This is a genomic window from Streptomyces sp. NPDC006339 (genome assembly GCF_040612775.1).
Taxonomy (GTDB): Bacteria; Actinomycetota; Actinomycetes; order Streptomycetales; family Streptomycetaceae; genus Streptomyces.
Genome location: NZ_JBEXQW010000001.1, coordinates 195,737 through 208,053, shown reverse-complemented (window position 1 = coordinate 208,053; position 12,317 = coordinate 195,737). Strand labels below are relative to the sequence as shown.

Sequence of the window (12,317 nt, the reverse complement as noted above, 5' to 3'; positions counted from 1 at the left end):
ATGTCGTTCAGCACCACGATCCTCCGCCTCACCACCGGCTCCACGGAGACCGTCACCGACCTCACCGACCGCTGCGAGGACTTCCTCAGCCGCGCCGCCGAAGGCCGAGACGGCCTCCTCAACCTCTTCGTCCCCCACGCCACCGCCGGCCTGGCCATCCTGGAGACCGGCGCCGGCAGCGACGACGACCTGCTGACCGCCCTCCACCACCTGCTCCCGGCCGACGACCGCTGGCAGCACCGGCACGGCTCCCCGGGCCACGGCCGCGACCACGTCCTCCCCGCCCTCGTCCCCCCGCACGCGACCCTCCCCGTCGTCGCGGGCCGCCTCGTCCTCGGCACCTGGCAGTCGGTCTGCCTGGTGGACACGAACAAGGACAACCCGGAGCGACAGGTGCGGCTGAGTTTCCTGGGCTGACCGGGCGGCCGGGACGCGGGCGGCCGGAACGCGGGCGGAGCCGTGCCGGGACCGGTCAGGCGCCGAGCAGGGTGCCGAGCGGGGAGAGCTGGTTGCCGGACAGGGGCAGTTGGTCGAGGGCGGGCACGCCCTCCGCGGAGGCCGGGGCCGCGGCCGGGCCTGACACCGGTGCGGCACCCTCGGCCGGTGCGGCGGCCGAGGCCGCGCCCGCGGAACCGAGGGCCACGGCCCCGGCCAGGAGCATGCCACCGATGAGCGTGGACTTCATGGGAACGCCTTCCGTAGGGAGCCACCTGACGGGCTCGTACGGCCTGGTCAACGAGCCGGCCCGGCCGGGGACACCCCGGGCCGGCCCCGGCCGGTGGCGACTATGCCCCGGGGCCGGCCGGAGCGTCAGTGCTCGCAGAGGGAGAATTCCCGCTCGTACAACTGCTCGTTGTGCTCGTCGACGAAGAACTTCCGTTCCCGCATGAGCTCCTCGCGGTACTCCTTGGCCTGTTCGAGCGTCATCGTCGAGGTGTCCGACCAGGGCTGCTGCGGCGGCACATCGGACGTCGAGACGATCCTCTCCGACGGGTCGACCAGGAAGAACGCGAGAATCTTGCGGTGTCCCGGGCGGGTGGGGTCCGCCAGGCGGAACGCGCCGACGCGGTGCTGGAGGACGTTCGGGAACGCCAGGCAGCGGCCCGCGGGAGTCGCGGCCGATCCCAGGAGCTGGTTCAGCGCGTCCTCGTTCTCCAGGCCGTAGACGTCGCGCATCCCGTTGTCGTCGTTCTGCTCGTAGTCCGGGTCGTCGACCGCCGCCCGGAAGCTCAGCCGGCTCTCGGTGATGTTCTCGCTGTCCCAGTAGTAGATGCCGGTCGAGACGATCCGCTCGTTCACCATCCCCTCGACATGCCAGGAACCGCCGGCGTACTCCGGCTTCTCCGGCGTGAGGTGCACGGTGGCGAGCTTGACGATGACCTGGAGGCGGCGGCCGCGCAGGTCGACCCGGGCCGATGCGTCCGGCGCCTCGGGCGGGGTGAAGTCCGGGGCGTCGGGCAGGACCGGCCGGCGGTTGTCCCACCAGTCGTCCTGGGCGATCTCCCACGCGCGGACGGCTTCCGCGTAGGCCGCCTCGTCACTGAAGGAGGCCCTGTCCGGATGCTCCGGCTCCGAGTCGTACCACCCGTAGGGGTCGGCCTCGATCCGAAGGGGGCGCGGGTGGCGCAGATCGGTCAGCACGTTCTCCAGCAGCGGGCGGAAACGCCCGAACAACTCCGGCAGGACGGCGGCGAGTTCGCCATGCGCCTCCGGATGGACGTTGTTGACGTAGGAACGGAAGGTGACCTCGCCGTCGTCGCTCACGTCGACGTCCGTGGGCAGCCACTGGAACCGCTCCGAGAACTCGTACGAGGAGTAGCGGTCCGTCGGGTTCCGCCACGCCCACTCGGGCGCCCCGCTCACGTCCTTCACCAGGCAGAACAGGGAGGGGTGCACCAGGTCGAGGACCTGGCCGTCGGAGCCGGGATGCCAGTCCTTCTCCGCTTCGGGCACGTCCTCCAGCACCCGCACCGCCTCGCGCAGCCGGGACCTCAGCGCCTCGTCGATCAGGGTGTCCGACTGCCACACCCCGTCGACCCCCGACACCTCGACGCCGGTGCGCTCGTCCCGCAGCGCGGCGTAATGCGCGAGCTCGGCCAGCACATAACGAATCTGCGCCTCGGTGAGCCCCTGCTCGACCGCCTCCTTCGTCCACCGGGCGACGATCTCGGCGTCGTTCCTCTTCTCGGACCACCCGGGCTTCTCCCGGATGAGCGCGCTGAGCCGCATCATCTCGAGTTCCTGCAGCGTCCGGGGTGTTGAGAGTCCTATGGAGCGGGAGGAATGAAAGGGCAGCGGGAAAGCGGACAGGCCGGTCACTTCTCTGGGGTCCTCACGGTCGGGGTGCGGTGGCGGGAAGAATACGTCAGCCCACGGACACCGCCGCCGTGGTCCCGCCGGTGCGGTGGGCGCACGCCGAGCCGCCGGGACGCTGCGCTACGTTGAAGCCGTGACCGACATCGAATTGCGCATCGACACGTCCCGGCCGCACACCGCCCGGATCTGGAACTACTGGACCGGCGGCAAGGACAACTACCCCGTCGACCGGGAGGCCGGCGACCGGATCCGTCAACTGCACCCCGGCATAGGGGAGTACGCGAAGGCGGACCGACTGTTCCTGGGGCGGGCGGTACGGCATCTGGCCGAACAGGAGGGCATCCGGCAGTTCCTGGACATCGGGACGGGCCTGCCGAGCGCCGACAACACCCACGAGGTCGCCCAGCGCGTCGCCCCCGACGCGCGGGTCGTGTACGTGGACAACGACCCGCTCGTGCTCGCGCACGCCCGCGCGCTGCTCGTCGGGACGCCCGAGGGGCGCACCGACTATCTGGACGCGGACCTGCGCGACGTCGACACGATCCTCGCCGCCGCCGCGAAGACGCTCGACCTCTCGCAGCCGGTCGCGCTCATGCTGCTCGGGGTCGTCATCTTCGTCGAGGACGACGAGGAGTCGTACGCGATCGTCCGCCGCCTCATGGACGCGCTCGCGCCCGGCAGCCACCTCGTCCTGTCCCACACGGTCACCCACCCCGACATGCCGGACGTCGACGCGGCGGTGGCGTTCTGGAACGAGCACGGCACCCCGAAGCTCACCCAGCGCACCCCCGAGGCGGTCGCCCGCTACTTCGACGGCCTGGAACTGCTGGAGCCGGGTGTGGTGTCGTGCTCGGCGTGGCGCCCGGAGACGCCGGCGCCGGACGTCGCGATGTACGCGGGCGTCGGCCGCAAGTAGCGCACGCCCACCCGGCCGGCCGGGCCCCTCGGCGTGGCCGGGGGGCCGGGTCGGCGAAGATGGGGGCGGTAGCTGTTCCCATCACGCGAGGAGCGAGGGAGATGCCCACTTCCGGGCCCGGGGCGAGACCGACGATCGCCGATGTCGCCAGCGCCGCCGGGGTGTCGCGGACGACCGTCTCCCACGCCCTCAACGGGATCGGCAAGGTCGACCCGCGCACCCGCGAGCGGGTCAAGCGGGTGGCCGCCGAGCTGGGGTACCGGCCCAACCTGCGGGCGCAGCGGCTGCGGCGCGGACAGGCCAAGGCCATCGCGCTCGCCTCCTCCATGCCGTTCGCGGTGGCGGCCGGACCCTCCCGGCTCGGCTTCTACATGGAGATCGCCGCCGCCGTCGCCGAGAGCGCCCTGCTGCACGGCTACGCCCTCGTACTGGTGCCGCCGGTGCGCTCCGGCTCGGGGCTCAACTCCGTCGACATCGACGGCGCCATCGTCGTCGAGCCCGATGTCGACGACGAGGCGGCCGCGCACCTGAGGGAGCGCGGACTGCCGTACGTGACGCTGGGCAGGCCCGTGTCGCCGGACGAGGCGGCGCCGTACGTCGATCTGCGCGGCGAACTCGTCGCGGAGAGGCTGCTCGGCCATCTGCGCGAGCAGGGCGCCGGGCGCCCGGCGCTGATCATCGGGTCCGGCGGGCGGCACTCGTCGGTCGACGCCCGCGCCGCGTACGAGCGCCTCGCCGAGGAGCACGGCTGGCCGCCGGTCGTGGTCACCGCCCCCGAGGCGGGCGGCGAGGACGCCGGCTACGAGGCGTGCGCCCGGCTGCTCGCCGAGCACCCCGGGACCGACGCCGTGTGCGCGCTGGTGGACGCCTTCGCCGTCGGCGCGGTCCGTGCCGTCCGGGACAGCGGGCGCGCCGTACCGGACGACGTCATGGTCGTCACCCGCTACGACGGCCTGCGGGCGCGGACGTGCGAGCCGCCGCTCACCGCCGTCGACCTCCACCTGGACCGGGCGGCATCCGACGCGGTCGACCTGCTCCTCGGCCGGCTGCGCGGCGAGGTGACCACCGGCGCGGTGGTCACCTCGCCCGAGCCCCGGGTGATCCCGCGTGCGTCCTCCCTGAGGATCACGCCCCGAGCATGAGCACCAGGCCGGAGACCAGCGCGAACCCCAGCACCGACAGGCGCATGCGGCGGGCGTCCAGGCGCCGGTGCACCAGCCGGCTCGCCCAGGCGCCGGCGCCGATGGCCGGCAGCAGGAGCACCGCCCAGCCCAGATCCGCCGGTTGACCCTTCCCCGTGGCGAACAACAGCCCCAACGAGGCGACTTCGCCCACGAGGAAGCAGACGGCGACGGTGGAGCGCAGCTCGGCGGGCGGCCGGTGCTGGTAGACCAGGGCGAGCGGTGGACCACCGACACCGGTGGCCGTCTCCGTCAGCCCCGTCACCGCGCCCGCCCCGATGTACGCGGCCCGGCCGGGGGTGAACGCGGGGGCCGCGAGGCTCGCCACCGCCGCCAGGACGGTGGCGGCGCCCACGAAGAGGCCGAGGCTGCGGTCCGGGATCAGCCAGAGCAGCGCAAGTCCCGCCGGGGTGGCGGCGAGCCGCGCGGCGATGATCCAGCCGGCGCCCCGCAGGTCGAGCGCGGCCCGCTCCCGCCATGCCACGTAGGCGTTCAGCGGGATCATCGCCATCAGCACGAACACGGGGAGCAGCCCCGGGTCCAGGATCCCGGCGACGGGCGCGACGATCAGCGCGAAGCCGAGGCCGCTGCTGCCCTGCACGAACGCGGCGACGGCCACGGTGACGGCGAGGACGACGAGTTCGCCCGTGCTCACGGCGCGGTGCTCCGGGCGTGCGCCGCCGTGGACGTGGGGTGGACGCGGACGACGGCCGCCTTCTCCATGACGGCCCGGGACAGTTCGGCGGCCCGCCGCACGAGGGCGGGACCGTCCCAGGTGGTCGGCATGCCGCGCCACAGGCGCAGCCCGCCCCCGACGAACACGGCGGTGATCTGGTCGCGGTTGCCGCGTCGTACGAGCTCCCACGGCAGGTCCCAGGACAGCGCGAGTTCGGGCGTGGAGACGTCGACGACGAGGAAGTCGGCGGCCAGCCCCTCGGCGATGGTGCCCGTGCGGGCTCCGAGGCCGACGGCGTCGGCGCCGCCACGGGTGGCGTGGTCGAGCCAGGTCCAGCCGGCGCCGCACGAGGAGTCGCCGCTGACCAGGCCGTACGCGATCCGCTGGGCGAACTCGGCCGCCTCGGCGAGCCGGAAGCCGTCGCCCCGGGTGCCGTCGGTGCCCAGGCCGAAGCGGATGCCCCGCTCGGCCATGGCCAGCGCGGGAGCGACGGCGTTGCCCTTCCAGGCGCTGGCGACCGGGTTGTAGCTGACGGCGGTCCCGGTGTCGGCGAGGAGGGTCAGCTCCCTGGGGGTGAGCAGGGTGGCGTGCGCGGCGAGCAGGTGCGGGCCGAGCGCGCCGAGGTGATGGAGCTGTTCGAGGGGCCGCCGCCCGTGCCGCAGCAGGGAGCGTTCCACCGCGGCCAGGTGCTCGTTGACATGGATCTGTACGGTGGCGCCCGCCTGCGCGGCGAGCCGGGCGACGCCCCGCAGGACCCCCGGGGTCGCCGCCTCGGGAATGGAGACGGCGAGGGAGGACCGGACCAGCGGGTCGCCCTCGTACCGGGCGAGGTGCTTCTCCGCGCGGTCGAGCACGGTGGCGACGTCCGTGTCCTTGCCGGCGTCGTCGCAGACGAGCCCGAGGACGCACCGGATCCCGGCGTCGCGGGCGGCCGAGGCGAGGACGTCGACGTCCACGTCGGCGCGGGTGCCGGCGTCGGTGACGGTGGTGAAGCCGCCGCGCAGCGCCTCCAGGGACGCCAACTTGGCCGCCGTATAAGCGGCTTCCTCGTCCAGCGCGCCTTCCAGCGGCACCCACACCCGCCGGAAGATCTCCGACGGTTCGCCGAAGGCGAGCGCGGAGCCGAAGCTCTGGGTGAGGTGGTGGTGGGCGTCGACGAAGCCGGGCATCAGGAGGTGGCCGGGCAGCCGGGTCGCGTCGAGGTGGGGATGGGTGCGCAGGAGGTCCTCGGCGGGGCCGACGGCCCCGAACGCGCCGTCGGCGACGACGACTCCGAAGCCCTCGGCGGGCCCTTCGGGCAGCAGGACGGCATCCGGTACGAGGAGGAGCGGGCCGGGCCGGTCGAGGGCCTCGCGGACGAGCTGGTTCATCGGTCGCCTTCCGGGCGGACGGAGGCCGGGCGTGCGGCGATGCGCGGCCTGATGTGGTGGAAGAGGATGTTGAGGACGACGGCCGTGAACGCGCCGACGGCGACGCCGCTTTCGAGGAGGATGCGGGCGTTCGGCGGGAAGCCCGCGTACACGCCCGGGATGAGGATCGGCAGCAGACCGAGCGCCAGGGCGACGGCGCAGACGAAAGTGTTGGTGTGCCGGTCGAGGTCGGAGCGGCCGAGCATCTGCACGCCGAGCACGGTGATGACCGCGAAGACGACCATGGCGGTGCCTCCGATCACCGCCGCCGGGATGACGCTGATCGCGCGGGTCACGGGGGCGAGGAAGCCGATCGCGATGAGGACCACGCCGGCGGCGGCGGTGACGTAGCGGCTGCGGACGCCGGTCACGCGGACGATGCCGATGTTCTCGCCGCTCGTCACCATCAGCGGCAGTCCGAAGAAGCCGCCGAAGAGCGAGGTGAGGGCGTCACCGCGGATGGTGCGGGGGACGGCGGTGCGCCGGTCGATCTCCTTCCCGACGGCCTCGGCGTTGATCACGGTCTGGCCGGTGGCCTCGGCCATGGAGGCGAGGCTGTAGAGCATCAGCGGCAGCGCGGCGAGCAGGTTGAACTGCGGCGAGCCGAACGGCATCAGCTCGGGGAGGCCGATCAGCCCGCCTTCCGTGGCGCGGTCGAGACCGATGTGGCCCAGTGCCGCCGCCAGCGCGGTGCCCGCCAGGAGGCCGAGCATGACGGCGAGTTGGCGGACGACGCCGGTGAACAGCAGGTAGAAGACCACGGTGAAGCCGATGGTCGCCATGCCGAGGCCGAGGTTCACCGGGTCGGCGAAGCCCGGCTCGCCGGGGCGGCCGGTGACCAGGACGGCGCCGACCTTCACCAGGTTGACGCCGACGATGACGATCATCGTGCCGATGACGAGGGCCGGGAAGAAGGCGAGCAGCCGGGAGAAGAGCGGCAGCGCGGCGAAGGTGAAGAGGGCGGTGAGCAGGACCGCGCCGGCGGCCGTGGGCAGGCCGTGCTGCTCGGCGATGGCGATGAAGAGGATGAGCGGGGCGCCGCCCGGCAGCATCACGAAGGGCAGCCGCGGCCCGAACCGCCAGGGTCCGAGCGACTGGACGAGCGACCCGACGCCGGAGAGCACGAAGGCCGCCGAGAGCAGGTTGACGGTCAGTCCGGCGTCGAGGCGGAGCGCGGCGCTCATCAGGAAGATCGCCGAGATCGGTGTGGCGGCCATGACGAGGACGTGTTGGACGCCGAAGAGCAGGATCCGGCCCAGCGGGCGCGCCTCGTCGACGGGGTGGACGCCGGGGAGAGCGTCGGGAGCGGGGGGAGGGGTGGGAGCGGCGGGGGCGGAGGGGGCGGCGAGGTCGGGGGAGTGGGTGAGGCCGGCGGGGTCGGCGGGCTCCGGTGCGGGGGGCTGGTCCGTACCGGGAGACATCTTGCGGGGACTGGACACGTTCGAGCTCCGATCGGCGTTCGACACGTTCGGGTTCAGCCGCGATCCGGCCCTGGACGGGGAGCCAAAGCGAGTGGCCAAATCGATTTGGCCGCCAGTATGTGAGGGCGCCTCATGGCCGTCAAGGGGTGGGCCTGCTCGACCCTCCGCGGGGAGGTCTCGCGGGCGGCAACGAAATCCGCATCCGGCGTGCTCCGCGGCCATCGATTCCTAAGTTACCGAGGCGTTTTACTTAAAAAACCATGCCGCTCTTCTTGCGTTGCGGCCCGTCCGTCCGCAAAGATCTGTCTCCGGCCCGGGCCGTTCGCCCCGGCCTCCCCACGCCTCCCTGTCTGGACGCCTGGCCGCGCACCGGTAACCCCGTGCCGCCAGCCGGTGAACCGCCCGATCCGCGCGGCCGCCCGGACCCCTCCTTCGAGGCGCTCCCGCGCGACGTGGCGTCGCGCCCCTCTCCCCACCTCTCATTCACCTACCTCACGTTCACCTACTTCAAGGCAAGGCAGAGATGGCACCACTGGCCTCGCGGCGACGACCCGCCACCACCCCGCACCCGGTGGATGAGGTACTTCCGCTCCCCGCCCTCGCGCTCTACGGATTCCAGCACGTCCTGGCGTTCTACGCCGGTGCGGTGCTCGTCCCGGTGATCCTGGGCACCAGCCTCGGCCTCTCGCGGCAGGAACTCGTCTACCTCATCAACGCGGACCTGGTCACCGCGGGCATCGCCACCATCATCCAGGCGTGGGGCTTCTGGCGGATCGGAGCACGACTGCCGCTCGTCCAGGGCGCCACCTTCACCGCCGTCTCCCCGATGATCGCCATCGGCCAGGGCGCGGGCGGCGGCACCGCCGGCCTCCTCGTCGTGTACGGCGCCGTCATCACGGGCGGCGTCGCCGCCTTCCTCTTCGCCCCCTTCGCCGCCCGGCTCACCGCGTACTTCCCTCCGATCGTCACCGGCACCCTGCTCACGGTCATCGGCATCGTGCTCATCCCCGTGGCGCTGGAGAACGTCGGCGGCGGCTCGGCCCTGGTCGACGGCCCCCACTACGGGGACCCGGTCAACCTCGCCTACGCGGGCGGAACCCTCGGCTTCATCCTGCTGGTCATCCGGTTCGGCGGGCCGTTCCTGCGCAGCATCGCCGTCCTGCTCGGGCTGGTGGGCGGCACCGCGGCCGCCTGGCTGCTCGGCGACACCGACCTCGGGGCGGTCGACCAGGCCGACTGGCTCGGCGTCAGCAGCCCCTTCCACTACGGGCTGCCGCACTTCTCGCTCTTCCCGATGCTGGCCATGGTCGTCGTCATGCTCATCACCATGGTGGAGACCACCGGAGACGTGTACGCCATGGGCGAGATCACCGGGCGGGAGGTCGACGGCGAGACGGTCGGCCGCGCGCTGCGGGCCGACGGCCTGGCCACCGCCCTCGGCGGGGTGTTCAACTCCTTCCCGTACGTGGCCTTCGCCGAGAACATCGGTCTGGTCCGGATCTCCCGCGTGACCAGCCGGTTCGTCGTGGTCGCGGCCGGCGTCTTCATGATCCTCCTCGGCCTGGTGCCGAAGGCGGGCGCCGTGGTGGCCTCCGTCCCGCACCCCGTCCTCGGCGCGGCGGCCGTCGCGATGTTCGGCATGGTCGCCACCGTCGGCATCCAGATCCTCGGCCGGGTCGACCTCCGGGAGGAACGCAACGCCATCATCCTGGCCGTCAGCCTCGGCGCCGCCATGCTCCCGACGACCGTCGCGCCCTTCTTCGAGCGCATGCCCACCGAGGTGCGCGCCGTCCTCGGCAGCGGCATCACCCTCGGCACGCTGACGGCGGTCCTGCTGAACCTGTTCTTCCACGTCTTCGAGAGCCGCCGCAAGCGGGAGGACATCGACTGGGACAGCCTGGCCCACGACGACGGGACGGGGCCGCAGGCCCGCACGGCCCGCTGACCCCGCCCCCGCCGCGCGGAGGCCGTCGCTCCGCGCAGCCGCCCACCGAGGTGATCCGCACGTGTCCTCCCACCCGCCGTTCTCACCCGTCCAGGCCCGGGCCGCCCGCCTCCGCATCGGCCTGACCCCCGAACAGGCCGTGGCCGCCATGGCGCAGCTCGGTCTCCACCGTCCGGTGCAGGCCCTCCTCGCCTGGGAGTCCGGGGCGCTGCCGCCGTCGGAGACCGAGCTCTTCGCGCTGGCCGACGCACTGTGGTGCCCGGTCCCCGTGCTCATGGACCTGACTCCGCGCTCGCTCCGCGAGCACCGACTCGCCCGGCAGTTCACCGCCGAGCGGCTGGCCCGGCGCATCGGCATGGACCCGCACGACTACGCCCGCGCCGAGAGCGAGCACCGCTGGCGCGGCACCGACCGGCAGACGATGCTGCTCGCGGACGCCCTGGGCCTCGAATCGGAGGAACTCCTCGGCGTCATCGGCCGGGCCGGCGCCCTCGACGGCCTCCTCCGGCAGGCCGTCGAAGGGCGGTGGAAACAGCACACCGGCCCGCTCGCGCGGCTCGTCGGCGCACCCGAGCGGACGGTGGCGCGGGCGCTGCGCACCCTGCACCAGGAGTACGCCCGCTTCAACGAGCGCTACATGGGCCATCTCGTCGCCCGCAGCGACCAGGCCCGGCTGAAGGAGATCGCCGCGGAACGGACCGAGTGGCTGAACGCGCTCCCGGACCGTTTCCTCCGTCTCGTCGGTCACGACGCACCGCATTGACATCGGCGGTGCGTCAATCGTGGTGATCTTGGTGTTGGTCTCGGCGTGCCACGCGATGCGAAGCTGAACCCCGGCCCGACCAGGGGCGATCGGCGCGTGAGCGAGAGGCAGTCTCCATGGACATCTTCACGACGGAGAACGGTGCGGTCCGAGGGTTCCGGGCCGCCGACGACGTCGTCGCCGTCCTCGGCATCCCGTACGCCGCCCCGCCCTTCGGCCCGAACCGCTTCCGGGAGCCCCGCCCGGCGGCGGCGTGGACCGGAGTGCGGGACGGCACGCTCTTCGGACCGGTCTCCCCGCAGTCGGCCGAACTGCCCGGCGCGCCCGCGTGGTCGCCCGGCGACGAGGACATCCTCACCGTCAACGTCTGGACCCCGGCCCCGACTCCGGCCCCGGCTCCGGCCTCGACTCCGGTCCCGGCCCGGGGCGGCGGCCGGCGCCTGCCGGTCCTCGTCTGGATCCACGGCGGGGCCTACACCTTCGGCTCGTCGGCCCAGCCGGACTTCGACGGCACGGTACTGGCCCGCGCCGGACTCGTCGTGGTCACCCTCAACTACCGGCTCGGCTTCGAGGGCTTCGGGCACGTCCCGGCCGGCGGAGCGACCGCGTATCCGGACAACCGGGGTCTGCTCGACCAAGTCGCGGCCCTGCGCTGGGTGCGGGACAACATCGCCGCCTTCGGGGGCGACCCCGGCAACGTCACCGTCGCCGGGCAGTCCTCCGGGGCCGCCTCGGCCGCCTGCCTGATGGTCATGGACCGGGCCCGCGGCCTCTTCCACCGCGCCGTCCTGCACAGCCCGGCCAGCCCCTGCTACACGCCGGAGACCGCCGCGGCGACCACCCGGGAGATCGCCGCCGAGGCCGGCTGCCCCGCCACCCCCGAGGGCCTTGCCTCCATGAAGCCCGAGGCCCTCGTCGACGCCTCCGACCGCGTGGTCGACCGCTACCGCCGCGACCCCGACGCCGGATCCCGCCACTACGACCCCACGCTCTACGCACCCGTCCTCGACGGCGACGTCCTGCCGACCGACCCGCTCACCGGGATGACGGACGGCCTCACCACGGACGTGGACGTGCTGGTCTGCCACACCACGGAGGAGTACCGGCTGCTCGACGCCGTCGGCAGCAGCGCGAAGATCACCACCGAGGCACAACTGGCCCGCTTCGCCCGCGACTTCGACCTCCCGGACGACCTGGTGGCCGGCTGTCGCACCGCCATGCCCGACGCCCCGGTCCTCGACGTCTATCTCGCCCTCTACGGCGACCTGCTGTTCGGCGAGTACGGCAACCGGCTCGCCGAACGCCACGCCGGAGCCGGCGGCCGCGCCTTCCTGTCACGTTTCGACCGGCGGCGCACCGGCCCGAACGGAGCCGTCCACGCCTGGCACTGCGCCGACATCCCCTTCGCCTTCGGCACTCTCGACGACGAGCGCCTGGCCTTCCTCATCGGCGGCGCACCCACCGCCCAGGACCGGGAACTGGCCGCCCGCATGGTGCGCGCCTGGGCGGACTTCGCCGCCACCGGAGACCCGGGCTGGCCGGCGGTGGGCGACGACGACCCGCTCCGGGCCCACGTCTGGCGTACGGAGGAGAGCGACTCCGGCGACCTTCCCACCATTCCGCGCGCCCTCTGGTCCGAGGTGCCACTTCCCCTCCTGCACCCCTGACCGGCGGACGCCCGCCGGACCCG

At 73.1% G+C, this 12,317-nt stretch carries 11 protein-coding genes; 6 read left to right on the top strand and 5 right to left on the bottom strand.

Annotation, left to right across the window (positions count from 1 at the left end):
• Complete coding sequence (locus tag ABZ135_RS00975; RefSeq protein ID WP_356690422.1) at window positions 1-417, top strand: secondary thiamine-phosphate synthase enzyme YjbQ; 417 nt, start codon at window positions 1-3, stop codon at window positions 415-417.
• A 55-nt stretch (window positions 418-472) separates the two neighbouring features.
• Here the strand turns inward: ABZ135_RS00975 and ABZ135_RS00970 are convergent, their stop codons facing one another.
• Complete coding sequence (locus tag ABZ135_RS00970; protein WP_356690420.1) at window positions 473-685, bottom strand: hypothetical protein; 213 nt, start codon at window positions 683-685, stop codon at window positions 473-475.
• Between the two features lie 125 nt (window positions 686-810).
• The gene (locus tag ABZ135_RS00965; protein WP_356690418.1) at window positions 811-2,319 is read right to left on the bottom strand and encodes a DUF4246 domain-containing protein; all 1,509 of its coding nucleotides are present in this window, start codon (window positions 2,317-2,319) and stop codon (window positions 811-813) included.
• Window positions 2,320-2,449: 130 nt separating this feature from the next.
• Between ABZ135_RS00965 and ABZ135_RS00960 the strand changes: the two genes are divergently transcribed.
• Both ABZ135_RS00960 and ABZ135_RS00955 read left to right on the top strand, forming a co-directional pair.
• Window positions 2,450-3,232 (top strand): SAM-dependent methyltransferase, encoded by a 783-nt coding sequence (locus tag ABZ135_RS00960; RefSeq protein ID WP_356690416.1) that lies wholly within the window; start codon window positions 2,450-2,452, stop codon window positions 3,230-3,232.
• A gap of 101 nt (window positions 3,233-3,333) precedes the next feature.
• Complete coding sequence (locus ABZ135_RS00955) at window positions 3,334-4,374, top strand: substrate-binding domain-containing protein (protein WP_356690414.1); 1,041 nt, start codon at window positions 3,334-3,336, stop codon at window positions 4,372-4,374.
• On the opposite strand, the gene ABZ135_RS00950 is transcribed toward ABZ135_RS00955, so the two are convergent.
• Genes ABZ135_RS00950 through ABZ135_RS00940 form a run of 3 tightly spaced genes read right to left on the bottom strand, consistent with a single transcriptional unit; the run spans window position 4,358 to window position 7,937 of the window.
• A complete protein-coding gene (locus tag ABZ135_RS00950; RefSeq protein WP_356690412.1) occupies window positions 4,358-5,068 on the bottom strand; it encodes a sulfite exporter TauE/SafE family protein in 711 nt (236 codons plus the stop codon). The genes ABZ135_RS00955 and ABZ135_RS00950 overlap by 17 nt on opposite strands.
• Window positions 5,065-6,459, bottom strand: a complete 1,395-nt coding sequence (locus ABZ135_RS00945) for an amidohydrolase family protein (RefSeq protein ID WP_356690410.1) — start codon at window positions 6,457-6,459, stop codon at window positions 5,065-5,067. The genes ABZ135_RS00950 and ABZ135_RS00945 overlap by 4 nt, the downstream gene beginning before the upstream one ends.
• The gene (locus tag ABZ135_RS00940) at window positions 6,456-7,937 is read right to left on the bottom strand and encodes a uracil-xanthine permease family protein (protein WP_356690408.1); all 1,482 of its coding nucleotides are present in this window, start codon (window positions 7,935-7,937) and stop codon (window positions 6,456-6,458) included. Before ABZ135_RS00940 ends, ABZ135_RS00945 begins: the two co-directional genes overlap by 4 nt.
• Window positions 7,938-8,490: 553 nt before the next feature.
• Between ABZ135_RS00940 and ABZ135_RS00935 the strand changes: the two genes are divergently transcribed.
• The 3 genes from ABZ135_RS00935 (at window position 8,491) to ABZ135_RS00925 (ending at window position 12,294) form a co-directional block, all read left to right on the top strand.
• A complete protein-coding gene (locus ABZ135_RS00935) occupies window positions 8,491-9,864 on the top strand; it encodes a nucleobase:cation symporter-2 family protein (protein WP_356690406.1) in 1,374 nt (457 codons plus the stop codon).
• A 61-nt stretch (window positions 9,865-9,925) separates the two neighbouring features.
• Complete coding sequence (locus tag ABZ135_RS00930) at window positions 9,926-10,627, top strand: helix-turn-helix transcriptional regulator (protein WP_356690404.1); 702 nt, start codon at window positions 9,926-9,928, stop codon at window positions 10,625-10,627.
• A gap of 116 nt (window positions 10,628-10,743) precedes the next feature.
• Window positions 10,744-12,294, top strand: coding sequence for a carboxylesterase family protein (locus ABZ135_RS00925; RefSeq protein WP_356690402.1), 1,551 nt, complete (start codon window positions 10,744-10,746; stop codon window positions 12,292-12,294).
• Window positions 12,295-12,317 lie beyond the last annotated feature (23 nt).

Bases quoted from the DNA above. Each gene is read 5' to 3' on its own strand.
- ABZ135_RS00925 (WP_356690402.1), top strand. From the start codon at position 10,744: ATGGACATCTTCACGACGGAGAACGGTGCGGTCCGAGGGTTCCGGGCC.
- ABZ135_RS00955 (WP_356690414.1), top strand. From the start codon at position 3,334: ATGCCCACTTCCGGGCCCGGGGCGAGACCGACGATCGCCGATGTCGCC.
- ABZ135_RS00970 (WP_356690420.1), bottom strand. From the start codon at position 685: ATGAAGTCCACGCTCATCGGTGGCATGCTCCTGGCCGGGGCCGTGGCC.
- ABZ135_RS00945 (WP_356690410.1), bottom strand. From the start codon at position 6,459: ATGAACCAGCTCGTCCGCGAGGCCCTCGACCGGCCCGGCCCGCTCCTC.
- ABZ135_RS00975 (WP_356690422.1), top strand. From the start codon at position 1: ATGTCGTTCAGCACCACGATCCTCCGCCTCACCACCGGCTCCACGGAG.